Raw genomic sequence first — 23284 nt, forward strand, 5'->3', positions numbered from 1 at the left:
GGCCCGGATGCTTCTATTTCACTTACTGCGGTTCGTTCAGGATATGCTCTACCAGCTCATCGACCGGCACGGTAGCCAGTGCAATGGCAGTGTCGGTCACACCATAATAGATATAGAGCAGGCCGTCTTTGACCACGTTTCCTGTCGGGAACACCACATTCGGAATTTGATAACCGAATTTCTCATAATAGGCCTCCGGTTCCATAATGAAATTCTTCGTTCTTGCTATGACCTTCTCAGGGTTGTTCAGGTCAAGAAGCATCGCCCCGACTCGGTAAACGACCTGATCATCAACGCCGTGGTAAAGGACCAGCCAGCCTTTATCGGTTCGCACAGGCGGGGTTGCTCCGCCGATTTTCCTGGATTCCCAGGCCGGGTTCTCAGCCTTGGCCAGAAGCTTCGGCTCTTCCCAATGAACCAGATCCTCGGAGTACGTAATCCATATCGCCGCGCTGTCCGTTCCGTGAGCTGCACCCACGTATTCCTCCGGACGGCGCAGCAATACATACCTTCCGCTAATCTTCTCAGGGAACAAAATGTTGTCACGGTCATTGATGTCGAGCGGTGTCGTATCGGCAACGAATTCCCAGTCGATCAGATTGTCCGACTTCACAATCGAAGAGCGGGTGAGCCAGTGGCCTTCCTCCTCCCCCCAGCCGTCCGGATATTTCGGAATTGAACGCTCCGGTATGCCCGCTCCTGTCGGATAGTAACTCATGGCGCACGGCCTAAGGGCATAGTTTAAATAGTACGTGCCGTCTATTTTGACAATCCGCGGGTCCTGGACGCTTCCATATGGGAAGCCCAGCATGTCTGGCGTCACGATCGGCTCGTCTGTCACGTGCGTAAAATTCACTCCGTCCTCACTCTCCAGCAGTCCCAAAACATTCTTGCAAGGCGTTAGGGAGCCTGCGGTACGTTCGATCATGTAAAACTTGCCGTTGTCTATAATAACCGCAGGATTGAATACAGTAACTTTACGCCATTCGTATTTTCCCGGAACGACGATCGGATTGTTTGGATGTCTCGTTATTTTCATAGGCTAGGCCTCCACACTTGTATGGTATTCAGAATCTATCAAGGCCCTCTTGAATTCATAGGTGGGCCTGAAAGAGAAATCGACTTCTCCCAGGCCACCTTTTCTTTGAAAACCTCTGTCATCTCGTATATCTTATCTTGATGGCTAATTTCTGCTAGACGCAATCTGCGTTTAGTTCGACTTCCAACGGTCATATGCACCTTGGTAGATTTCAACGACCCGGTCGGCACCCATTTTCTTCATCGTGTTCAGGTAGTTATCCCAATTGGACAATGGTTCTGCTCCCGTAACGAATTTCGCCTCCATCTGTTGTACATACGTGCTCAGATCCGAGTTCAGGCTGTTGATCTCGGTTTGCTCTTCAACGGTCAGGAACAAGGCAGGGAACGGCGGTCTTGCTCCGCGGTCAAGCAGCTTTTCCTTCGTTTCCTTTTCAACCCACTGATCAAAGTCGGTCTTCAATCCTTTATTAATATCGTCCGTATTGATGGTAGGAGCCGGAATGCCGTAGTTTGGCGTCAAAGTCGCACGGTAATCCTCCATCTCCATGCCGTCCGGCACAGGCAAATAGCGCTTCACCCGGTTGGCTTCATCCGTGTACTCCCACAGCTTGCCTTCTGGTCCTTTGTTGAAAAAGAGCGATCCTTCATAAGAATAAAGGTAGTCCACCCAACGCATCGAGGCTTCAGGGGCAGGATTGGTCACCGTGATGGCAAAAGCCCCTGTCGTGATCCCTCTGTTCTTGGCGATAGCCGGCTTGTCTACCAGATCGCTTTTTACCGGAGCGAACATCGGATCCTTGGTGGACGGTTCTCCCCCTTTGGTCATGTAGGCATGCCAGTCGGAGAACAGGGCCACCTGATTGTTCTGTGCCTTGGCCTTTTTCTGTTCTGCGGTTTGCGAATAGCTTTCGTGGTCAAGCAGATCCTCTTTCCATAGACGATTCATATAAACCAGATACTCTCGGAAGCCCTCTTCTATCGGGGTATAATGAACAACATCCTCATCGTCCACATAAATTTCGTCTTCATAGATGCCGAAAGCGCCAAGCAGCCAAGTACGAATATCCCGAGCATTAGTTGTAGCTGTCGAAACGGAAGAGATCGGGATTTCATCGGCGACTCCATTGCCGTTCGGATCCTCTTCTTTTACACGCTTCAGGAAGGCATAGAGCTCCTCGGTCGTCTCCGGAAGCTTGTCGATATTCAGGGCCTCCAAAAAATCACCGTTGTACCACAGCGGGTTGCGATACCAGTGCTGGCTTAAATCGATCGCTGGCAAGGAGTAGATATGTCCATCCGGAGCTGTAATGGATTTACGGATCTCCGGAATTTCGTCCATCAGCGCCTTGAAGTTCGGAGCATATTCCTCGATGAGCTCCTCAAGCGGAATCAGAATTCCCTGCTCGCCATAGTTCATCTGTTCAGCCGCCGTCAGGCCTGCAGCGTAGAAGACATCCGGGTAATCGCCGCTGGCAAATACGAGGTTCTTCTTCGTATCAAAACTATCCTTCGGAGCGTTCAAGTATCGGAATGAAATGCCCGTCTTTTCCTCCATCTGCTGCAGCACGATCATATCCTTCCAGTTCTGAACGCCGACATCAGGTGCCATCATGGTCAGCGTAATCGGTTCATTCATAATCGGGAAGCCTTCCTTATTTACGGCGGCTGCTTCTGTTGACTTTGTTCCGGCAGATTTCGTATCGCTGCCCGAACCGCATCCGGCGAGCAGAGACAGGGCTGTTATCCCCGTCAGCACCAGCTTCCAAGTTTTGCTTGTCATCTTCATCCATGTTTCCTCCCTTTGCATACTCAAGCTTTTATTTTATAAAACGCTTTCATCATCCTTTTACAGAACCAATCATGACCCCTTGGACAAAGTATCGTTGTAAAAAAGGATAGAGCGCGACAATCGGCAGCGTCGATACGACGATAACCCCGTATTTGATCAGCGATGCGGTTTCGGCTTTGGAACTCATTGCCCTGGCGGCATCCCCGCTGATTGCGGCGCCGGTCGTCTCCGCCGTCATTTCCTGAAGAACCAGAATCTGCCGCAGCACCATCTGCAGGGGATACTTGCTCTCATCGTTGAGATAGATCAGAGCCGGAAAATAGCTGTTCCAGTGACTGACCCCGTAAAACAAAGCCATAACAGCAATAATCGGCGCTGACAACGGCAGAATAATGCGGACGAACAGCTTCAGGTTGGTACAGCCGTCCATATAGGCCGCTTCCTGCAGTTCCTTCGGGATCGTCGTCTGGAAGAACGTCCGGGCAACGATGATATTCCATACCGATGCAGCTACGGGAAGAATGAGCGCCCCCATCGTGTTGATCAGCCCCAAATTCCGGACTACGAGATACGTTGGCACAAGCCCTCCGGTAAAGAACATCGTGAACAGGATAAATCCCAAGAACAGTTGACGACCGACCAAATCCGACCTGCTGAGCGCATAGGCTGCAGGCAGTGTCACGGCCAGGTTCAACAGCGTTCCTATCCCAGTATAGACGATCGTGTTCAGATATCCGTTCCAAATCTTCGGGTTTTCGAAGACCAGCTGGTATCCGGCCCAGGTAATTTCCTTGGGAAACAGCCACATCGCACCCGAATTCACCTGCTGCGGGCTGCTGATCGATGCGCTGAGAATATAAATGAGCGGATAAAGAACAACAATCAGAGCGATGGATAAATAGATATAGACGCTGCCCAGAAAAATTTTGTCCCACTTCGATTCCTTCATTGCGGTAACCAATGTACTTTCCCCCTTTCTACCATAGGCTGTTCTCGCTGGTGCGTCTGGCAATCCGGTTGACGGTTACCAGTAAAATGACGTTGATCACGGAGTTGAACAGGCCAACAGCTGTCGAGAAGCTGTACTGCGCGTCTACCAGACCGGTCCGGTAAACATAAGTTGAAATGACATCCGAAGACTCCATATTCAGGGAGTTCTGCAGCAGCAGTATTTTTTCGAAGCCAATCGTAAGAATGTTGCCCATGTTCAGAATCAGCAAAATGGTGATCGTTGGGAGTATGGCCGGCAGGTTGATGTGCAACAATCGTTTGAAACGACTGGCTCCGTCCACAATCGCGGCTTCATGCTGCTGGGGATCGACACCGGACAGCGCTGCCAGATAGATAATGGTCCCCCATCCGGTGCTTTGCCAGACTCCGGACAGAACGTATACGGTCTTGAACCAGGCCGGATCCGACAAAAAGTTCGGCGCATCGAAACCCATCCATTTGATGAATTGGACCAGTATGCCGGTGGACGGCGATAAGAAGGTAATAATCATACCGGCCATGACCACAACGGATATAAAATGAGGCGCATACGTAACGGTCTGAACCATTTTCTTGAAGGGACCCGTACGGATTTCGTTGAAAGCAAGCGCCAGGATGATCGGCAGCGGAAACCCGATGATCAGCTCGTAGAAGCTGAGGCTGAACGTATTCCAGAGCAGATCCCAGAAATAGTAGGAATTGAAGAAACGCTCGAAATGATCGAAGCCCACCCATGGGCTGTCCATGATTCCTTTGCTAGGGATAAAGTTCTTAAAGGCAATCTGGATACCGTACATCGGCGCATAGTGAAATACAAGGAAATACAGTGTGGCCGGCACCAAGAACAGATAAAGCTCCCAGTTCACCCTGATTCTTTTACCGAGAGACGTTGGGTTTACACCTGGATTAGGCGGCTTCGTTTCGCGATGGATGAAACGTCTTCCGGATATCACAGCAAGTAGTCTTTTTCCCCTCATGCTTCCCCTCCTTTCTTACATATCGATTCATGTCAGGTTATCTGGCTCACTCACGTACATCACGTTTCAGTGGTTAACAGGTAACGCTTACATTCCAAAGTGTAGAGAAGACGGCATGACATCGTAAATGTGTAAGATGTGCATTGTCATCCGTCTGTCCGTCGCGATCCCGCTGCTATCATCATTTTCTCATCCGGATCTCCGCGATCCCTGTTGAAGTACGATGCTGAGAATGTGTAACATATGAACCTGTTATCAGGTTTCATATGTTACATATTGTGCTCCTTCAAGCTGTCCAAGCCAAGATGAGAAATCCTCATGGACCTGCTAGCTAAACTATTAGACAAGAGGAAAAAGTCATCCGCCAATACGACACGCCGAGAACGATTTCAGAAAAAATGAAACAACCGTTCCCCGGTGGAATACCGAGAAACGGTTGCTGCTTAAAGCTCTTTTTCGTTCTGTCTACTTGACAGGGGTATGACCAAGAATGCGGCCTTTAAGTTTAAAATCTTGTCATATGGCAACTTTCATTCCTTACCCTTCTACGATATCTGCCCGTAAATCAGCTGCAATTCCGATCATAAGGGGTACGATTTCTTGATGGGAGACGGCTATGTACAACTCCCCCATATAGTGTCTAAATGGAATAAGGGCCTCTCCATGTTTCCACATAAAGAAATCCCCTTCGACAGACATGGTGCTCTCCTCCCCTTTCACAGTCAGCACCGTCTGATAAGTGAAGTCCGCCTTGGATGAAAAATAAGCTTGGCATTCCTCCAATGAAATCTCTTGATCACTAGTGTTTGCATTCATGGATCTTGTAATCCGAAAACGTTGATTCATAAATATCCTCCAAAAATAAAATGATGGGCTGGATCATTGAAAAATACCATGCAGGGAGCGATGGTAAGTCAATACCTATATCGATTGCCGTACAATGATGTGATAAGGAATCTCTACCTTATCCTTTGATTTCTTAATTGTAAGATCAAAGGCTTGTTCACCAACTTTCACCAATTGATGATCAACCGTAGATAGGCGTAACCCAATTCCAACAGGCTGATTCTCCTGGCCAATGATTGCCAGATCCTCTGGCACCCCCAGCTGTATGCTCCTTGCATACTGATAAATACCTGTCGCAACCTCATCGCCGTTCGCATAAACAGCGGTTGGTCTAAGATCCATATTAAGTAGTTGTTGTGCCGCTCTTACCCCGTCATCCATGCTGTAGCAATCCCTGATATGGTATGCTGGCGGCAGATCGCCAAATATATACTGATACGCCTTTATCGTCAGCTGTGTACTATTGCTCTCTTCTCCTCTTGCTGTCGTAAAAGCGACTCGTGAATGCCCTTTATCCTTTAACAATTGAAACGTGTCTACGTAAGATGCATATCGATCCATGTAGGCACAGCCAATCTCAGGATGATCCGTAAACTCGCATGCGACGATCGTCCCGTACTTGGTATATGGCACAATGGCATCCCAAGTGTTTGAGCGAGAGGTAATGATGATGCCATCCAGTTGTTTATTTTTCAGCATATTTAAGCAGCTGAGCTCTTTATCCGGATCGTACTTTGTAGGCAGAACCATCACGGAATAATCATGCTCGACCGATCGATTAAGCACGCCATGAAGCAGTTGATCAAAGGCTTGATTGTTGTTGTACGGCATGATCACACCGATACTTCTTGTTTCCTTACGAATTAAATCGACAGCTGAGCGATTTGGCGTATAGTCCATTTCATCAATCACACGCTGCACAGCTGCCCGCTTCGATTCAGATACATAAGGATGTTGATTCAGCACCCTTGATACTGTTGATACGGATACTCCTGCCCGCTTTGCAATATCATTAATATTTGCCATTGTCACCTTCTCCTATATCTCACACTTCATACTCTAGTCTTACACCAAATCAACGCGTAAAACAACAATAAGCTTCCCACAAGTGTAATCACAGTAATGAGGAGCTTATTTATTTCGACTCTGCAGCTGAAAGCAACCTACTATTAATTTCATTTATATTTCTCGTATACAATTGCCGATATGGATAGTATGCTAACGATCCATTTCTTAGGCTATAATCTCTTGAACATTTATGCTATCCACTATCGAAATAAGTTAATAAAGAAAAGTCCCCGTAGATTTAGGGGACTTCCGTTTCACAATTACATATGAGTAGTACTGTAGTACGGTACCTGACAGGAACATAACCACATTCCAGATTACTTCATCGCTTTGGCAAGCTCCGTGAAAATAACCCCGAGCGCATGCGCCCCCGCATCCGGGTATCCGATGCTGCGTTCGCCGACGGTGCCTGCTCTTCCCATTCGGGCAACGATATCTGCCGTCTTCTGAGCGCCGAGAACCGCCGCTTCGGCCGCCTTCATCGCTGCCGGCCTCATCTCCACGCCTTGCTCCGCACTCTGCGTCCAGGCATCCGCGAACGGCACGAGCGCATCGATCAATGTCTTGTCGCCGACAACGGCTCCTCTTCCGAACGATCGTTCGCCCGTATCCTGAATACCCTTGACAACGGCCTGCATCAAATCGGCAACCTCTTGAACGGACAATTCCTGCTTCTGACCGGCAGATTTACTCGCGGCCCGGAATCCGGATCCCCAGATCGGTCCGGAAGCCCCGCCGCAATGCTCCATGATGATCATCGAGCAGGCGTCGAGGAAATCGCCGATATCGCGAAGATGGTGGGTCAGAATATCGTCCCACTCCGCTTTTAGCTGCTTGAAGCCCTTGGCAACGCTCATGCCGAAATCGCCGTCTCCGGCATGGGCGTCGAGCTCGCAGAACGGTACTTCGTTCTCGATAATGACCTCACTCATTTGATCGATCAGATATACGATATTTTGCAAGGTCAGCCGGTTGTTCTTTACCATCGCTGCGGCAGGATCCGTATTGTTTTTATACGATACCGCGTTCTCTGACTTCTGTTCGTGAACAACCTCGGTATAGCTCACAGGTTCAAAAGGTCCCTTGACAGACAGTGCCGGCGTATCGCATGGAGCAGACAGCCACTTCTTGAGCGTTTCGTCCAGCTTCATCATTGTCACCGATGCGCCTGCCATATCGATGCTGGTCATATAGTTGCCGACGAATACTTTGAATACCCGCTTGCTCCGGGACGCCAATTCGCGCATTACGGAATTGTTCAGCAGATACAGCTCCTGCAGCGGCGTGCCGCCAAATCCGTTGATTAATACGGCCACTTCTTGCTCCGTAGCATCATTCATCTGCAAGTTGTCCAGCAATGACGTGACCATCCGCTGCGCCAGCTCATCTGCAGAAACAGCCTTCTCCCTGCGGATTCCCGGTTCGCCGTGAATGCCGACGCCATACTCCATCTCGCCATCCACGATATGAAACGTGGGAGTTCCCTTGGCGGGCACAGTGCAGGAGGTATACGCGAAGCCAATGCTGCGAACATGGTTAATCGCATGCTGCGCCGCTTCTTTCACTTCCGGCAGGGCCAGCCCGGCTTCTGCAGCCGCTCCGGCTACCTTATGAACGAGCACCGTTCCGGCAACCCCTCTTCGCCCTACCGTATAGAGACTATCTTCAACCGCAATGTCATCGTCGACCTTCACATAATCCACTTGGATACCGTCCTCGCTCGCGAGGTGGGCCGCATTTTTGAAGTTCATGATGTCACCGCTGTAATTTTTGATAATAAGCAGCGTTCCTTTATTGCTCGCGGAGCTGCGGATCGCTTGATACACCTGAATTTGGGATGGGGAAGCAAACACATCGCCGCACACGGCCGCATCCAGCATGCCTTGTCCAACGAATCCGGCATGCGCCGGTTCGTGGCCGCTGCCGCCGCCGCTGATCAGCGTAACTTTATCTTGGTCGATCTCCTTTTTGGAAATCACCTTGAATTTAGGGTTGAACGCCAGCTCAGGATGCGCGAGCACAAGCCCATTGCACATTTCCCGAACCAAGGTTTCCGGTTTGTTCATGATTTTCTTCATCTTATATCTCCTTGCTCCATTTGTATTGACGGCCCAATTGGTCAGCGGCCATAATCGCGGATGCTACCGCTTCCTCCGAAATCGGGAATGGCATCGAGTGGATGGATTCCTCGGCAATACATGCCTTCTTGGCCACTTCAAGCAGTTCCTCGTAGGTCACATGCTCGACGCCGATATCTTCCAGGCATACAGGAAGACCGATCGACAGACAGAAGTCCAGCACTTCCTTCATTTCGTTCCTATCGGCATTCTCAAGCACCAATTGAGCAATCGTACTGAAGGCTACCTTCTCGCCGTGATAATAATGATGCGTTCCTTCCAGAGCCGTCAAGCCATTATGAATCGCGTGAATCGCTGCCAAACCGCCGCTCTCGAAGCCTAGTCCCGATAACAGAATATTCGTCTCGATGATATTCTCAAGCGCAGGCGTCACGATGTTTTGATCGCAGGCCAGTTTCGCTCTGTACCCGTTCTCAAGCAGCGTTTCATAGCATAGCTTGGCAAGTCCCAGCGCGGTAATCGTCCCTTTGGCTTCACCGCATACGCCTTCGCGAACGCCGCATGGCAAACCGGCATTGACATTGGAATACGATTGCGCCGTTGCTCTTGCTTCGAAATAGGTAGAGAGCGCATCCCCCATACCAGCAACGAGGAATCTAGTCGGCGCTTTGGCAATAACCGTCGTATCAATCATGACAACGCTAGGACTTTGTTTGAAATAAGCATAATCATCGAATTCGCCTTCCGGGGTATAGAGGACCGCTGAATGGCTTGTTGGCGCATCGGTTGCCGCAATCGTCGGAACAATGATCAGGGCCTCACCTTCGGCCACGCATTTTGCCGTATCAATCGCTTTGCCTCCGCCGAGGCCAATCGTGCAAGCACATTGATGCTCCTTCGCCAATGCTTGCAATCTGGCAACCTCCTGCCGGGAGCATTCCCCACGGAAGCCGCTTTCAACTAGCGTTATATTAAATTTCTGTTTGGTTGACTCCAATTTGTCTTTCACCCGTGCAACATCATCGGGATGGGCAATCAGCAGGGCGGAATCTCCGAATGTCTTTACAAAATAGCCCAAATTCAACAGTTCGTTCTCACCCTGCACATATTTTGTCGGACTGATAAACGCTCTTCTCATGATCATTCCTCCTACTTAAACTATATTAATTATTATAGGTTGTACTTATTCGGGAAGCATGAAACAATGAGGTCGGAATAAAGCGTTTTCTTATCGTATTTTTTTGTCATCCCCATGGAAAATTGTATTATCTTGTTCTTCAGTGGAACCATTCGCTATAATATTCAATAGAGTTTCTATAACTTTTCATAGGAGAATGTTGTCATGTCCAAATCCCGATATGATTTAGAAGAAATCATTGATTTGGAGAAATGGGAGAAGCTGCAGGATTCCTTATCGCTCGTGACCAAAATGGCGATCCTTACGGTTGATTACAAGGGCGTTCCCGTCACCAAGCACAGCCACTGTCAGCCTTTCTGCCAAGGCGTTCGCCAGGATTCCCATCTCTCTTCATATTGTCAAAAATGCGACGCGCGAGCCGGCATTGAAGCGGTTCGCCAAAACAAACCATATATCTATTTATGCCATTTCAACATTATCGATATCGCCATCCCGATCATTATCGATAACCAATATCTTGGTGCGATTATGGCCGGACAGCTCAAGCTCCGAGAACCTGATGCTCCGATGCTGGAGCAGATCGTATCTCGGCCGCCCAATGTGGAGTCAAACCGGAAGTTCAAGGAACTCGAAGAGGATTACGATGCACTGCCCGTCTTATCCTATGATGAGGTGACGAAGTGCGTGGATCTGCTGCTGCAATTAAGCACCTATATCGTGGAGGAAGCGATTCAGAAGCATACCACGATTGATTTGTACAAAAAAGTGCTCTCGTCCCACATGGATGCGCCAGCTTCCGTGGAAGCTTTTAAGGAGTCGGATCGTGCGGTCCGCAGCATCCAATCCATGCAGCAGGAGCTGTCAGGAGCGCTGATCGATACCAAATTGAAGAATGGCGCGGGACGGTTCGTCTCGTCGAATGCCGTACTTCAGCCCGCATTTGACTATATTTTTGCGCATAAGCATGAGAACTTCAGCCTGAAGGAGATGGCCAGGCTTTGCCATATCAGTCCCAGCTATTTCAGCCGCATATTTACGAAGGAAACAGGAGAGAATTTCTCCGTCTTCATTGCCAGGCTTAAGATTGAATGGGCCAAGCAGCTGCTGGAATCCACCGATTCGCCGATCCATCAAGTGAGCGATGATTTAGGATTTTGCGATACGGGCTATTTCATTAAAACGTTCAAAAAGTTCGAGCACCTCACCCCGGCCGTGTACCGGAACTTGTATGCCGGGCTATCAGCTAAGTGACCGTTCTGCCTACCGATCATTCCAAGTAACCCCCTTCGCTCATAAACGAAGGGGGTGCCTACGATGGCCGTTATTCAATCAGCCGGTTAACGGGAGTTGCTCTGATTCCGGTAGTCATCCACAACAATAGAGTATAATTTCAGATCTTCATGGTTCCCTTTTACGAATATCGTCTGTCTTAATAAACCTTCATAGGACATGCCGGCCTTTTCCATCACTCTGGCTGATCCTAGGTTTGACGGCAGACAGCTTGCCTCGATTCTAACCAGCTTCATTCTTTCAAATCCAAAAGAGATGATGGTCCTGATCACTTCGGTCATGTAACCACGATTCCAATAATCCTTGGACAGGGCATACCCCAATTCGGCTTTAGCATGTCGGACATCCCAAGCCATAAATCCTGAGGTTCCAATGACCTTTCCGGTTTCTTTGTCCACGATTCCCCAAGGGGCCACAGCATGCTGGCTGTATTTATGCAGGACCCTCATTAAATAGAGACGGGTATCTTCCATCGTTTGATGCGTCGGCCATGCCGTATATCTCGATACCTCCTCATCAGAGCCGTAATGAAATATATCCTGTTCGTCTTCGCTCCTCAGTTTTCTTAATATCGTTCTGTCTGTTTCTAACGTAGGGAGATCCGAAAAGACATCTTCGATCTGCATATCATTCACCCTCCACAGCTTTCATCATATCCTTTAACAAAGTTTCGGATATCGTGTCACGATTGGATGCGTTCATACTTAGAATCCTGACTTCCTTCCGATATTTGATGATGTCTATTTCAGGATGGCTCTCCAGAGGAATGGTCCCCAGAACAATTCGGGAACCTGAAATAATCGCTTGTACTATTTTTTGAAAAGAAGAAGATAACATCTGCATAAAACCAATTTCGTCGATAACGATGATTTTCTTGGAGGACAAGGCATCCTCTAATATTTTCACGGCAAAATCCTCGAATGCTTCTACATCCATTCCGTATCTTCCAATACGAGTGCTGCTAGGGTTTTCTACATGTGCAATCTCGATGCTTACCCCACACACGGATACGCACTTAAAACCGATTCGACCACTCGAATTCGTGATTTCCTCCGTATAGAATCCACCGCAAAGATCCGGACCGATGGCATTGATAAGTTGTTTGATCATCGTCGTTTTACCGATCCGAGGTTCCCCTGTCAGTAAAAATGCGTGCTTGGCCTCCAGGCGTTCCCCGTCACGACTCGCCAGCATCAACGAAACCTCCGGGCATTTCCCACGTATCCGAACGAACATGAGTACGAACCATTAAAACATGTCCATCCTCATTCTTAACAAGTGCTGAAACCGCAACGAAATGTTTGGACTGATCATGCATCGTATAATACCATCCGTTTCATGATTAATGTTTCGCTCAATTGACTGCTCAAGCGTAAATTATGGTGCGAATCAAGTGATTCCATAATTCTACATTCGCTAACCAAGGGCGATAGTCCTGCGGCTTAAATGGATATCGATTTATATTCCGATTTCCTGCATTTTTAGCATAACTTTCTTGACCCTGCCATCCATATCCGTTCCCACAAGCTTTGGAAGCTTGAGTTCGCCGACCACTTTCCCATCGCGCATAAACATAATGCGCTCCGTCCGCGCCGCAACTTGTGCATCGTGAGTGACAAGCATCACCGCCGTACCGTCTGCATTGATCTCCGAGAATAGGTCCATGATTTCCTGAGCGGATATGGAGTTGAGCGCTCCCGTTGGCTCGTCGCCGAAGATAATTCTCGGGTTGTTCATCAGTGCCCGGCATATTCCCGCACGCTGAAGCTGACCACCCGAAACCTGGGTGATGTTCCGTTTTTCAAGCTCTGCGATGCCTACCCTTTTCATAAGCTCCCTCGCCTTCATCGAAATGGTCGCGGCGTTTTTACGGTTATCCCGCATGGAAGGAAGAATGATATTGTCGAGGATATTCAAATTTTTCAGCATCGTAGGCTGTTGGAACACAAAACCCATTTGGGTTCTGCGTAAATCTGCAAGCTCATTCTCCCCAAGCGTCGATAAATCCTTGCCCTCAAAAACGACTTTTCCGCCATTCACGCCATCCGTCCCGCTCAGTGCAAACATTAGCGTGGATTTGCCCGAGCCTGATGGTCCCATAACAGCTACGAACTCGCCCTCGTGTATACTGGCGGACACCCCGTCCAGAACATTGCGCTGTTCGCCACCCTCGCCGAAAGACTTGACGATATCCTCACCGATAATCATCTTTTTCATCTGCCTACTCCTTTATATTTTCGGATATTTTGATACGTCCTGCGCCCGAAGTGCCGATCATGGTTGCGATAAGTACCGCGGTTATCATCATAAGCGGGCTGTACAGATACGCCGAAAGCGGATTGACCACAAAATGAAACGCTGACGCTCCAAACGAAGAGATAACCGCACTCGCAAGCCTTTCTCCGAGCGTGTTCGCCAGAAGCGTTCCAAGAACAATGCCGACCATCAGAACAAATACCGAACGCGAAGCATATTGCACCTTTATGTCCGAGTTCGTGAAACCGAGGGCTTTCATAACGGCAATGGAATATCTGTCCTTCGCAACAAGCATTTTTATAAACATCAGGGTAATCAGTACCGATATCATCAGCGCAACAGCAATTGCAGCGTCCGAGGCCTTCTTAACAGCATTTATCGTTGAGCCGAATGTCTGCGTAATAAATTCATCAATATCTGAAATCTTGGCAAAATCAAACCTGTCCGCGTAGTCTGAAATCTTAGCGCCGATAAGAGATATATCCGAAAGTTCAACACAGATGATGCTCCACATCATATCCGCCGAATTGTCGGTAAATACCGCCTTTGCGGTTTTGCCGCCGTTGGTAATGTCGGAATATATCCCGCTCACCGTCAGTTCCTTCTCCTGTCCCTCTATTACCAGTGTAATGACATCGCCGACCTTCTTGCTTAGTTCATCGGCATTTATAGCCGATAGTGCAATTTCATCCTCTGCAGCGGGTGCTCTGCCAATGGAATAAGCAATCGGGAATATGGAATGGTCGCCGAGTTCGATTTTTATGTTTTCCTCAGAACCGTCTTCTGTTTTGATGTTAAAGACTTTTGTTGTAAGGACGGCAACCTTGGATATGGCGGGGTCGCTGCTCATCTCATTTCGTAGTTCAGCCGTTTTTTCTGAAATGTTATCGGTCTGCTGTATGTCAGCACGTAAATCATAGTTTCCGATCCCCATATATTGCGTGAAACTTGTAGAGGAGATGGTGTTGTACAAATTCTGTGGAACCATCATGATAAATGCTGAAATCACCAGTACCGTTAGGCTTGTAGCATAAAGCTTTTTCCTTGCGAGAACGTCTTTGATACCAAGGAAAACATTCGTATTCAACAGCCTGTTTCCACTTAGATTAAAACGGCTGGCGCCTGAGCTTTTGTCCTGCGAAGTGCCAAAGCGTATAGCTTCTGCAGCGGATATGTTCCGAAAACGTTTCAACACTGTGTTTACATAGGTGATGATGGCAAGGAATACAAGCAGTATGCCGCTAATTCCGAACAACAAAGCATAAGCGGAATTTTCACTTTCTCCCATATACAGCCGTATATTTTCAAGAAGCATGCCTTTGAACATAAACGACAGTGCAAAACCGAGCATACAACCCACCGCCGCAATCGCTGCGTATTTCGCAAGATACATCTTCTTTATGTCGGAAACACGCAGCCCAATTGCCTTCATCACGCCAATCTCGCGGTAGTCGTCTTCGATTTTCGCCAGGAGCGTAAATCGTATGCACATCAATGCGATGGCCACGACAAGCGCGCTCACAAGAAGTATAACCGCGATCATCAATCCATCGGAAAGTGCGTTCATCATTTTGAAAAGCTTGTATGTAACGGTTGGTCCGTTTGCTTCAAGGCCTGCGGAGGCGTAAGCCGTTTCAAATGAACCGAGCTCGGATAGATCCTTTAATCTAAACTCAATCAGATACTCCGTGCTGCCAAGGCTCTTAATTTCCGCATAATCATGTTTATGTACTAGAAATCTTTTGGAGGAGGAGAGCGTAGAGTTCATCTGTGAATCCCGGAGGAATCCTGCAACGATAAACTCCTTCCCGCTAATAACCGCCAGATCACCGACCTTGGTTGTTCCATCCCTCATATAGCTTACCGGAACATACAACTCGCCGATGGCAGGTTTGATGATGTTTCCGTCGAGATCAAGCAGATAATCGAATTTTTGGCTCTGCATGCTAAATCCGTTATCCTGGACACTATTTGCAAGCGAATGCTCGCCTAATCGTATCCGCGCACCATCCATATTGAGAAATTCCATCACTTGAACGTCATCCACATTGTGATGCTGCTCCGCAAAAGCTGAAAGCCGCGCAGAATCTATTTCACCGGAATGCATCTGCATAAAATGCGGGGTTTTGGCTTGTATCATCAATGTGTTCAGCGCACCCGTGAGATTGACGACGAGGATCGCCGCAAGCGAAACAAGCATAGCCGCCGCAGCGACAAATATCATGGTCGTTAGCGTAATGGCCTTGCTTTTTAAAAGATCATTGCGGATTATTCTGGAGTACATAAAACACCTCTGCTTTCACGCATTTTAACCGCCTTAACTTATACAGAATGACCGAAGTCACACATAACAGCATCCCGGCGATAATCACGAGAAATGCCATCCCTCTGCCGAGGCCCGCCGATGATATTCCCCACACTATCCGTTTATTCATGACTCCCTTTCGTCTCCTCCACCAAACATCTGCATGACGTCCATAAGACTCCCGCTTGCCGCACCGAGCAGCCTTTCTACGTTGCAAACAAAGGCCAGCATTCGTGTGCCGCGCTCTTCATTCGTCAAGGTAATCATATCGTCATCAAAAACGGTATTCGCATAGATCACAACCATTTCCATGCATTCATACGGAAACGGCGTGCTGAACATCCCCTGCTCAATGCCTTCGCGGATGATTCCCGTCAGGATCGGCGGAACTCGGTTGATGATGACCTTTTGTATTTTTTGGTGCATAAGCGCGTTCTGCGGCTTGTGAATATGCTCCATAATCTCCTTGCTGCTTCCTCCGCTTAAGTTCAGAGCCATAACAACGCGAATCACGCGCTCGACTACGGGTATCGTCTTGTCTGCGGCAATGACCTGCGCTGCATCTAGAAGGCCGTCACTATACCGATCAATCAGCGCATCCATAATATCCTCCTTCGACTTGAAGTGATGATACAAGGTTCCCCGCGCAATGCCGACCTTTTCAAGAATATCGTTTGTACTTGTGCCGTCAAAGCCCTTCTGAGCAAACAGCTCATCCGCTGCATCAAGGATCTCATTCCTGCGTTCCTCCGCTTTTTTTACAACTCTCATGGTTACACCCCCCCTCACTACAGACCGACTGCCTGTCGGTAATAGAATAACAGATTTCCTGTTATTGTCAAGATGTTTTTAAGTGAATCTAGGCGGGGGGCCCCTCAACTATTCTCTGAAACATATTCATCCCTTAAAAGGCCATAATACACAAGGTCTTCGTATTGATCCCATTTTCGAACATGCTGCCTTAATCGCCCTTCGTATTTCATTCCCAGCTTCTCCATGACTTTACCTGAAGCAGGGTTCTTCCCCAGATAACGGGCAAATATTCGGTTTAATTTCAGTTCGTCAAACGCGTACCTAACGATACCTCTTGCCGCTTCCGTACAATATCCATTGTTCTTATACGGTCTCCCAATCCAATATGCAAGTTCACCATGATCAAACTTACGAGTACATCCAATACAGATTGCGCCTATTACATATTGTTCTTCTTTATGTACAATGGCCAGTTCCAGTGATCGGTCTTCATGAAAGTTATGAGCATGTGTTTCGATCCATTGTTCTGCCATCCCATCCTCATACGGATGCGGGATATACAATGTTGTTTCCGCAATATAGGGATCCCCTGCTAATTGTTGAACGACTTTGGCATCTTCTATACGGAAAGGCCGCAATATCAATCTTTCCAATGGAATGGTCGGCAGTTTCTTCATATAGGTCTCCCTCCTTGTTTTGGCAATCGAATCGTGAACGTAGTGCCTTGTGAAGGCTCACTTTCTACATTGATTGCACCGTCATGGGCCTGAACCAGCTTGTAGACAATCGCCATTCCGAGTCCCGTGCCATCTGATGAAGATTCCGTGGTGGTGCCCCGGTAATATTGCTGGAATAGATGTTCCAACATATGAGCCGGCATACCTACGCCGTTGTCCATGATGCGGATCGCAGCATGCTCTCCTTCGTCCGTAATCTGTACATAAATATCCGTATGTTCAGGATTGTGGAGGATGGAGTTCATCATGATATTTTGCAGGATGCGCTGCATGAATTTCGAATCAAAATCAACCTGGATGGCAGGCGAATCCGCTTGAAAATGCAAATGATAGCTGCTCGCTTGCGGATTGTTGCTAATATCGGCAACCACCCGTTTTGTAAATTCGACGATATCTTGATTCGTCTTCTGTAACGGCAAAGCGCCGTCGGCGCGATTGAGCTGTGTGACGAGGCTTAAATCTTGAATCAACTCTTCCATATGCTTTCCCTTGTCGTCCATTTCCCGGATGAAAGAAATCGCCTCTTCCTTCGACCATTCGTACTGGTCATTCAATAAGAGGGCCGAGTAGCCTTTGATATAGGTTAAAGGTGTTTTCAAATCATGAGAGATCCCCGCAATCCATTCCTGCTTGGCTTCTTCGATTTGGGTTCGCTCGACTTCGTTCGCTTGCAAAATACTGCCCAAGGAATGAAGATGCTCAAGCACCTCCTGATACAGGCGGAACCGCATGCGAAGCTTCCCTTTTCGGGTATATATTTTGGACAAATTGGCTGGCTGCTTGTAATTGTCCTGCGAGAGTCGATGAATCCACGCCATGATGAAGCCGATCGGGCCGCCAAAATACCATCCAAACAAGACGATGCACAGCAACGTGCTGATACCAAAGACCCATCCTACAACGAGCCCTTCCTCATCCATACTGACATGGATATCGAGTAAGGGGAGAAAGCCTTCAATCATAATAACGACGAGCAAGCCCGTCCCAAGCATCCATAAGATAAGCCCTAATGCTAAATGCATCGTAAATCGAGTCTTTATTCGCATGATAGTGCCTCATTCGGGGGAATGAATTTATAACCGATTCCGCGCAAATTCACGATGATTTTTGGTTTTCGGGTATCATCGCCGAGTTTTTTTCGCAGCTTGGAGATATGGATCGTGACCGTTTTTTCTTCCCCGTACACATCATTTCCCCATACCAATTCGTAGAGCTGCGCCGTCGTGAAGATATGATTCGGATGTTTACAAAAGAAATGCAGCAGCTCCAGCTCCTTCGCCGTGCATTCTACAGATTGACTCTGCACGGTTAACGTTGCCGATTCAGGATGAAAAGAGAAGTACCCGTAATCGTACGCCGTGTTTTGTTGATGTGCATTCTCCGTAAGCCTTTGCCGGCGAAGGATCGCCTTGATTCGGGCAATGACCTCCATCGGATTAAACGGCTTAGTAATATAATCGTCTCCGCCGATCCCTAAACCTGTTAATTTGTCGAAGTCGGTGGAACGCGCGCTAATAAAAATAATCGGTGCATTCGTATGTCTACGGATCTCCGTACAGAGCTCAAAACCGCTTAGATCCGGGAGCATAATATCGAGCAATATCATATCATATGCCTTTTCTTTGATGCGCTGCAGCGCGCCTTTGCCCGATGATACGGTATCGATATTCGTGAAGTTCTCTTTCCGAAGCGTGATCTCCAATAACTTCAAAATACCGATTTCATCATCAACAGCTAGTATGGTTGCAGATTCCATTGCGATTTTCTCCTCACTTTAAGCTTATCCTGCGAATTCATTTTCTATCTTACTCTATTTAAAAGGTTACGAGATTACTCTATGTAAAATGTTACGAGTTTTTTCCACAGTGTTTACTTTATTTTTACTTTCATTCCCTAAGCTTAGTGTAGCACATCATTAAGGGAGGAAATCACAAGTGAACGCCGCCATTCAAATCAATGAAGTAAACAAGGCATTCAAGGGCACAGAAACCATTACCAACGTCAATATGAGTATCAGCAGAGGAGAAATTTACGGGTTTTTAGGTCCGAATGGGGCCGGTAAAACAACCATTATGAAAATGATCTTAAATCTGGTAAAACCGTCTTCCGGTAATATCCAAGTATTCGATCAGCTGGTTCTGCCAACATCGGTTGAATACTTAAAAAGAATTGGCAGCATCATTGAATATCCCGTGTTTTACGACAGGCTGACAGCAGAGGCTAATTTGGCGCTTCATTGTAGATACATGGACTATCGCGATAAGACTGCGATCAAGGAAGCGCTTGAGATCGTAGGTCTTCAGGGTGTGGGGAAGAAAAAAATCCATGAATTCTCTTTAGGCATGAAGCAGCGGTTAGGGATTGCGCGCGCGATTGTTACGAAACCCGACATTCTCATTCTGGATGAACCCATCAATGGGCTTGACCCAATCGGGATTAAGGAAATGCGGGAGCTTTTCTTGCATTTAAAGGAAAGATACGGAACGACCATTTTAATTTCGAGTCATATCGTATCCGAAATCGAATCGGTCGCCGATACGATTGGCATTATTCATCAGGGGAAACTATTAAAGGAAGTCAAGATGGAGGACATCCGAAGACAATATGCCGGATCGTTAGAAGAGTACTTCATCCATCTCATTCATGGAGGCAAACGATATGCTTAAACTCATACAGCTTGAATGGCAAAAAAGTAACATAACCCGTTATTTTAGAGGATTAGCCGTTTGTATTGTGGTAATTTTCGCCGCCGTTACATTGATGGCGCTGGGCTCTCAGAGTGAGAACGAACCCATGAATTATGCGGATTTCATGTCTTTATCGGATATTTTGATTAGAATTACGTATATCATTTTCTCAAGTGTGATTATGTCACGTTTGGTTATTGAAGAATACAAGAGCAGCATGATCCAAGTGTTATTCACCTACCCCCTGCAGCGAAAAAAAATCATGCAAGCCAAGCTATCGATTGTGTTTGGATTTTGTTTGTTCAGCATCATCCTCACTACGATTATGATCAATCTATCAACGTACTTCTTGAACCCGATAATAGGGTTGTTTGACGCACCGATTCGTATCGATGACATGGTGGATGCTATTCCATCAACGTTGATCAACGCATTCATGATCGCTGGAATCAGCCTGATTCCTTTAACTATTGGTATGAGAAAAAAATCAACGGCTTCCACGATAACCTCGGCTGTCATTATCGGCTTTGTGATTAACGCCACGGTGTCTGACGGGGGAAGCTCGACCAGTCTGTTTCAATTTATCGCCATCCCGATAGCACTCTGTCTGCTTGGCCTGATCCTTGGCTATCTTTCTTTTCATAAAGTGGATCGAACCGATGTAGCTTAAAAATTTCACTATATGATTGGAGGACTTGAGCATGAGAAAAATCCTAACCACTTCGCTTGTTTTGCTTACCGTTGGCGGGTTCGTTATAGGCTGCCAAGGTGTAGGGAAATCAGGTTATCACCATGAAGCATACTTTGAGGCAAAACTCATTGAAGAAATTGAAATCAACAATGAATCCTGGGACATTGAATTCAATCGTTCGGATTCCTCGAACATCACCATCGCTTGCGATGGCAAGCGTCAGGGCAACAAGAGCGACCCTGTAACGATTGACCAGGAAGGGAATAAAATTGTTGTTACCCAGAAAGACCAGGGTGGTGCTATGGCAGGGTTCACTTTTGGCAAAAAAGGGACGATCTATATCTCAATTCCCGACCAAGAAGTCGATACGATTACATTGAATAATGATGCGGGTGACATCAAGATGAAGGATGTATCGGCTCTAAACATCGTCTTCAACAACCATTCGGGCTCTGAAACCATCGAAGGACTTTCAGCTGACAAGGGGGAATTTACATCCAAAGACGGAGAGCTCAAATTGAAAGACAGCTCGCTAAACGAATTAACCGTAACTTCTGGCAGCGGTGACAGCTATATTACAGGCGTGACCAGTCCCTTTATGAATATCGCTTCAACAGCTGGGGAAGTATCCGTCAAAGAGATCGAAGAAGCAAAGAGGCTGCGCGTAGAAACCGGGTCCGGAGATATCTCCGTATCTTATAAAACGCCTCCTGCTACCTTAAAGCTTAACGCAACCAGCGATTCATCGGATATAAGCATTGGTCTAGATGGCTTCAAAGAAACACAGAGCACGGAACAATCAGTGGCAGGCACGATTGGGGATGCAGCCCATGCATTGGAGCTTGTCAGCCGTTCCGGAACGATCGCTGTAAAATAAAGGAATGCGAAAAAAACGAAACGGACTATTGCCGGCAAGCCCGAGCACGAGAGATATCTCCTAAGAGCCGCACGGCAATAGCTGTTCATTCCTTTTGGTTGCCACACGTTCTTCCTAGACTAAAGTGATGAACGTCCGGCGCTAAGGATGCAAAGACTTTTTCGAGTAGACTTCCAATGCACGTATGACGACTTCTTCATGGATCCCGCTCATCGTATGTATTCGTTCTGCCCATTCCTCGATATCCTTCAGCTGAAGCTCCACTTTTCTGCCTTCCTTGGAACTTAGGTAGCTTTCATAATTATCGAATTCCCAATGGAGAACCTGCTGATCCGTAAAAATCCGCTTTTCCACAAGCGGATCGCTGAACAGGCGCTGCGTTTTTTGCCCGGCGATGATCAATGCCTCATCGGATACGGGCGTCAAGTCGAATGCTTGGCTGCTTTCCTTTCCGTTTGGTCTTCTGTAGGTTACCAAGAGTCGATTCGAGCGAGTGTTTAGTCTGATAAGGGAACCTGGAAAAAAATCTTCCAAAAACTCTTCCGTATACGCTTCATGATTTGGTTCTAACAAAATAGGCTCAATCCATTGATCTCCTAAATCGCAGAAATATTTGTTGCCTTCTTCATTAATTACGACCACAGCTACATGCAAATGTGCCGTTAGTACTCCATAACAGGGTCGTTTGTTCCGTCTGAATTCATCGATTAACCAAATCGCCAAATCAAAACAATTACCCGACGTTCCATATAATGCGCGATGCTCTTTCATGACATCCGTTGTTCGTTGTTTGCATTCCGGGTCGATTAAGCTGTGCCAGGCTTTAGTTAAGGTCTCCATTGGAACATCGTTGAACTTCCTCCATACCTGCATGATATCTTCTGTTGCTCGCATATTCTTTCCTCCATTCACAACCTTCTATCATGTGTCACATTTCTGGCATCCCTTGCTACTTTTTCGAAAACAAATATGCTTTTTCTTCAAACCAATTAGGTTTATTCATCAAAGCTTTTTAAGATGCTAACGCCAGATATAACGCATACTAAAAACAGTAACCCTAATCTTAACCAATCCATCAAAAGCCAGAAGTCTCCGCCACTCACAATGTCTGGGCTCAAGCCGTATTCATCCACAAAAATACCCATATTCCAAAATAACTTTAACGAAATAAGCAGCGATAGCAAACTCAAGGAAAACACGAGGATGGATCGTATTCTTTTATTCATGATCCATGCCTCTCCTTTGCTCAGCGTACCACTTTCTAAGCTGATTAATATGGGCTTGGTGGTAACGGTTATGGTCGGCCATATGCCATAATCCCCACCGTATGGTGGCTTGCTTTTCATTTTCGTGATCGAATGCGACAATGTTGTCCAGATCAGCATCCGTTAATTGCGTGCATGTTTCTTTCAGCATATTCAATACAACTTCATATTTAGATATAAGCGTGTCCAGAGGCATCCCTGAAACCATTGGCAGCCTGTTATGTTCATCGATCATCGGGCCGTATTCGTCTGTTAATGACTGGGGAGCGTCTCCCCTTTAATCCTATAAACCCAATTCAGGTCGACGTACATGATGTGTTTTATTAATTGTGCGGCACTATTGAATTTGTTATCAGGGCCTTTGTAGTCTATTTCCTCTTGCGACATGCCCCCTGATATGGATTTTAACCTTTGGCTGTTCTCTTTGACAGCGCCATATAACATTCCCACGATCGTTGACATATTCTCTTCGCCTTGCAAATCGTATAACATCCTA

General features: G+C 47.2%; 24 protein-coding genes and 1 pseudogene. 4 read left to right on the forward strand and 21 right to left on the reverse strand.

Annotation, left to right across the window (positions count from 1 at the left end; genetic code table 11):
• Positions 1-22: 22 nt before the first annotated feature.
• The 8 genes from MKX98_RS23485 to MKX98_RS23520 all read right to left on the reverse strand — a co-directional run bounded on the left by MKX98_RS23485 (position 23) and on the right by MKX98_RS23520 (position 9927).
• Entirely contained in the window at positions 23-1039 is a 1017-nt protein-coding gene (locus MKX98_RS23485; protein WP_339218703.1) for a glycosidase, read from the reverse strand.
• A gap of 171 nt (positions 1040-1210) precedes the next feature.
• The gene (locus MKX98_RS23490; protein WP_194543802.1) at positions 1211-2827 is read right to left on the reverse strand and encodes an extracellular solute-binding protein; all 1617 of its coding nucleotides are present in this window, start codon (positions 2825-2827) and stop codon (positions 1211-1213) included.
• Between the two features lie 52 nt (positions 2828-2879).
• Complete coding sequence (locus tag MKX98_RS23495; protein ID WP_194543803.1) at positions 2880-3791, reverse strand: carbohydrate ABC transporter permease; 912 nt, start codon at positions 3789-3791, stop codon at positions 2880-2882.
• Positions 3792-3807: 16 nt separating this feature from the next.
• Positions 3808-4797 (reverse strand): ABC transporter permease subunit, encoded by a 990-nt coding sequence (locus tag MKX98_RS23500; protein ID WP_194543804.1) that lies wholly within the window; start codon positions 4795-4797, stop codon positions 3808-3810.
• A gap of 537 nt (positions 4798-5334) precedes the next feature.
• Positions 5335-5643: a hypothetical protein gene (locus tag MKX98_RS23505; RefSeq protein ID WP_216530116.1), complete on the reverse strand. Its 309-nt coding sequence runs from the start codon at positions 5641-5643 to the stop codon at positions 5335-5337.
• Between the two features lie 75 nt (positions 5644-5718).
• Positions 5719-6669 carry a LacI family DNA-binding transcriptional regulator gene (locus tag MKX98_RS23510; protein ID WP_220684403.1) on the reverse strand — a complete coding sequence of 317 codons (951 nt, stop codon included), beginning with the start codon at positions 6667-6669 and terminating at the stop codon, positions 5719-5721.
• Between the two features lie 359 nt (positions 6670-7028).
• Complete coding sequence (gene dhaK, locus MKX98_RS23515) at positions 7029-8789, reverse strand: dihydroxyacetone kinase subunit DhaK (RefSeq protein ID WP_339218707.1); 1761 nt, start codon at positions 8787-8789, stop codon at positions 7029-7031.
• Between the two features lies 1 nt (position 8790).
• A complete protein-coding gene (locus MKX98_RS23520; RefSeq protein ID WP_071221806.1) occupies positions 8791-9927 on the reverse strand; it encodes a glycerol dehydrogenase in 1137 nt (378 codons plus the stop codon).
• Between the two features lie 204 nt (positions 9928-10131).
• On the opposite strand from MKX98_RS23520, the gene MKX98_RS23525 reads away from it, so the two are divergent.
• Positions 10132-11178: a PocR ligand-binding domain-containing protein gene (locus MKX98_RS23525; protein ID WP_339218710.1), complete on the forward strand. Its 1047-nt coding sequence runs from the start codon at positions 10132-10134 to the stop codon at positions 11176-11178.
• A gap of 86 nt (positions 11179-11264) precedes the next feature.
• On the opposite strand, the gene MKX98_RS23530 is transcribed toward MKX98_RS23525, so the two are convergent.
• The 10 genes from MKX98_RS23530 to MKX98_RS23575 all read right to left on the reverse strand — a co-directional run bounded on the left by MKX98_RS23530 (position 11265) and on the right by MKX98_RS23575 (position 19024).
• Entirely contained in the window at positions 11265-11843 is a 579-nt protein-coding gene (locus tag MKX98_RS23530) for a GNAT family N-acetyltransferase (RefSeq protein ID WP_071221808.1), read from the reverse strand.
• Between the two features lies 1 nt (position 11844).
• Entirely contained in the window at positions 11845-12453 is a 609-nt protein-coding gene (locus MKX98_RS23535; protein ID WP_339218712.1) for a nucleoside-triphosphatase, read from the reverse strand.
• Positions 12395-12535: an NUDIX hydrolase gene (locus MKX98_RS23540; protein WP_194543810.1), complete on the reverse strand. Its 141-nt coding sequence runs from the start codon at positions 12533-12535 to the stop codon at positions 12395-12397. The genes MKX98_RS23535 and MKX98_RS23540 overlap by 59 nt, the downstream gene beginning before the upstream one ends.
• A 140-nt stretch (positions 12536-12675) precedes the next feature.
• A complete protein-coding gene (locus MKX98_RS23545; protein WP_220684398.1) occupies positions 12676-13434 on the reverse strand; it encodes an ABC transporter ATP-binding protein in 759 nt (252 codons plus the stop codon).
• Positions 13435-13438: 4 nt separating this feature from the next.
• Positions 13439-15757 (reverse strand): ABC transporter permease, encoded by a 2319-nt coding sequence (locus MKX98_RS23550; protein WP_339218715.1) that lies wholly within the window; start codon positions 15755-15757, stop codon positions 13439-13441.
• On the reverse strand, positions 15732-15908 hold the full coding sequence (locus MKX98_RS23555; protein ID WP_339218716.1) for a hypothetical protein: 177 nt from the start codon (positions 15906-15908) through the stop codon (positions 15732-15734). The genes MKX98_RS23550 and MKX98_RS23555 overlap by 26 nt, the downstream gene beginning before the upstream one ends.
• The gene (locus MKX98_RS23560; RefSeq protein WP_339218718.1) at positions 15905-16549 is read right to left on the reverse strand and encodes a TetR/AcrR family transcriptional regulator; all 645 of its coding nucleotides are present in this window, start codon (positions 16547-16549) and stop codon (positions 15905-15907) included. The genes MKX98_RS23555 and MKX98_RS23560 overlap by 4 nt, the downstream gene beginning before the upstream one ends.
• Before the next feature lie 104 nt (positions 16550-16653).
• Positions 16654-17208, reverse strand: coding sequence for a GNAT family N-acetyltransferase (locus MKX98_RS23565; RefSeq protein ID WP_339218720.1), 555 nt, complete (start codon positions 17206-17208; stop codon positions 16654-16656).
• Entirely contained in the window at positions 17205-18314 is a 1110-nt protein-coding gene (locus MKX98_RS23570) for a HAMP domain-containing sensor histidine kinase (RefSeq protein WP_339218721.1), read from the reverse strand. Before MKX98_RS23570 ends, MKX98_RS23565 begins: the two co-directional genes overlap by 4 nt.
• The gene (locus MKX98_RS23575) at positions 18305-19024 is read right to left on the reverse strand and encodes a response regulator transcription factor (protein WP_339218723.1); all 720 of its coding nucleotides are present in this window, start codon (positions 19022-19024) and stop codon (positions 18305-18307) included. The genes MKX98_RS23570 and MKX98_RS23575 overlap by 10 nt, the downstream gene beginning before the upstream one ends.
• A gap of 178 nt (positions 19025-19202) precedes the next feature.
• On the opposite strand from MKX98_RS23575, the gene MKX98_RS23580 reads away from it, so the two are divergent.
• From MKX98_RS23580 to MKX98_RS23590, 3 genes are read left to right on the forward strand one after another with little or no spacing between them, the layout of a single operon-like run.
• The gene (locus MKX98_RS23580; protein WP_339218725.1) at positions 19203-19934 is read left to right on the forward strand and encodes an ABC transporter ATP-binding protein; all 732 of its coding nucleotides are present in this window, start codon (positions 19203-19205) and stop codon (positions 19932-19934) included.
• Positions 19927-20625 carry an ABC transporter permease gene (locus tag MKX98_RS23585; protein ID WP_339218727.1) on the forward strand — a complete coding sequence of 233 codons (699 nt, stop codon included), beginning with the start codon at positions 19927-19929 and terminating at the stop codon, positions 20623-20625. The genes MKX98_RS23580 and MKX98_RS23585 overlap by 8 nt, the downstream gene beginning before the upstream one ends.
• A 31-nt stretch (positions 20626-20656) precedes the next feature.
• Positions 20657-21523, forward strand: a complete 867-nt coding sequence (locus tag MKX98_RS23590) for a DUF4097 family beta strand repeat-containing protein (RefSeq protein ID WP_339218729.1) — start codon at positions 20657-20659, stop codon at positions 21521-21523.
• Positions 21524-21664: 141 nt separating this feature from the next.
• On the opposite strand, the gene MKX98_RS23595 is transcribed toward MKX98_RS23590, so the two are convergent.
• From MKX98_RS23595 to MKX98_RS23605, 3 genes and pseudogenes are all read right to left on the reverse strand, one after another.
• Positions 21665-22417, reverse strand: a complete 753-nt coding sequence (locus tag MKX98_RS23595) for a hypothetical protein (protein WP_339218730.1) — start codon at positions 22415-22417, stop codon at positions 21665-21667.
• A gap of 101 nt (positions 22418-22518) precedes the next feature.
• Positions 22519-22749 carry a hypothetical protein gene (locus tag MKX98_RS23600; RefSeq protein WP_194543822.1) on the reverse strand — a complete coding sequence of 77 codons (231 nt, stop codon included), beginning with the start codon at positions 22747-22749 and terminating at the stop codon, positions 22519-22521.
• Positions 22742-23280: pseudogene (locus tag MKX98_RS23605) on the reverse strand (DinB family protein). Before MKX98_RS23605 ends, MKX98_RS23600 begins: the two are co-directional and overlap by 8 nt.
• Positions 23281-23284 lie beyond the last annotated feature (4 nt).

Origin of the sequence: Paenibacillus sp. FSL W7-1332 (assembly GCF_037969785.1) — a bacterium.
Classification (GTDB): Bacteria; Bacillota; Bacilli; order Paenibacillales; family Paenibacillaceae; genus Paenibacillus_AQ.

Coding starts and splice junctions, on each gene's coding strand:
- MKX98_RS23575 (WP_339218723.1), bottom strand. CDS start 19,024: ATGGAATCTGCAACCATACTAGCTGTTGATGATGAAATCGGTATTTTG.
- MKX98_RS23485 (WP_339218703.1), bottom strand. CDS start 1,039: ATGAAAATAACGAGACATCCAAACAATCCGATCGTCGTTCCGGGAAAA.
- MKX98_RS23600 (WP_194543822.1), bottom strand. CDS start 22,749: ATGAATAAAAGAATACGATCCATCCTCGTGTTTTCCTTGAGTTTGCTA.
- MKX98_RS23555 (WP_339218716.1), bottom strand. CDS start 15,908: ATGAATAAACGGATAGTGTGGGGAATATCATCGGCGGGCCTCGGCAGA.
- MKX98_RS23560 (WP_339218718.1), bottom strand. CDS start 16,549: ATGAGAGTTGTAAAAAAAGCGGAGGAACGCAGGAATGAGATCCTTGAT.
- MKX98_RS23565 (WP_339218720.1), bottom strand. CDS start 17,208: ATGAAGAAACTGCCGACCATTCCATTGGAAAGATTGATATTGCGGCCT.
- MKX98_RS23545 (WP_220684398.1), bottom strand. CDS start 13,434: ATGAAAAAGATGATTATCGGTGAGGATATCGTCAAGTCTTTCGGCGAG.
- MKX98_RS23535 (WP_339218712.1), bottom strand. CDS start 12,453: ATGTTCGTTCGGATACGTGGGAAATGCCCGGAGGTTTCGTTGATGCTG.
- MKX98_RS23525 (WP_339218710.1), top strand. CDS start 10,132: ATGTCCAAATCCCGATATGATTTAGAAGAAATCATTGATTTGGAGAAA.
- MKX98_RS23530 (WP_071221808.1), bottom strand. CDS start 11,843: ATGCAGATCGAAGATGTCTTTTCGGATCTCCCTACGTTAGAAACAGAC.
- MKX98_RS23520 (WP_071221806.1), bottom strand. CDS start 9,927: ATGAGAAGAGCGTTTATCAGTCCGACAAAATATGTGCAGGGTGAGAAC.
- MKX98_RS23540 (WP_194543810.1), bottom strand. CDS start 12,535: ATGCATGATCAGTCCAAACATTTCGTTGCGGTTTCAGCACTTGTTAAG.
- MKX98_RS23595 (WP_339218730.1), bottom strand. CDS start 22,417: ATGCGAGCAACAGAAGATATCATGCAGGTATGGAGGAAGTTCAACGAT.
- MKX98_RS23510 (WP_220684403.1), bottom strand. CDS start 6,669: ATGGCAAATATTAATGATATTGCAAAGCGGGCAGGAGTATCCGTATCA.
- dhaK (WP_339218707.1), bottom strand. CDS start 8,789: ATGAAGAAAATCATGAACAAACCGGAAACCTTGGTTCGGGAAATGTGC.
- MKX98_RS23550 (WP_339218715.1), bottom strand. CDS start 15,757: ATGTACTCCAGAATAATCCGCAATGATCTTTTAAAAAGCAAGGCCATT.
- MKX98_RS23500 (WP_194543804.1), bottom strand. CDS start 4,797: ATGAGGGGAAAAAGACTACTTGCTGTGATATCCGGAAGACGTTTCATC.
- MKX98_RS23590 (WP_339218729.1), top strand. CDS start 20,657: ATGAGAAAAATCCTAACCACTTCGCTTGTTTTGCTTACCGTTGGCGGG.
- MKX98_RS23505 (WP_216530116.1), bottom strand. CDS start 5,643: ATGAATCAACGTTTTCGGATTACAAGATCCATGAATGCAAACACTAGT.
- MKX98_RS23585 (WP_339218727.1), top strand. CDS start 19,927: ATGCTTAAACTCATACAGCTTGAATGGCAAAAAAGTAACATAACCCGT.
- MKX98_RS23490 (WP_194543802.1), bottom strand. CDS start 2,827: ATGAAGATGACAAGCAAAACTTGGAAGCTGGTGCTGACGGGGATAACA.
- MKX98_RS23570 (WP_339218721.1), bottom strand. CDS start 18,314: ATGCGAATAAAGACTCGATTTACGATGCATTTAGCATTAGGGCTTATC.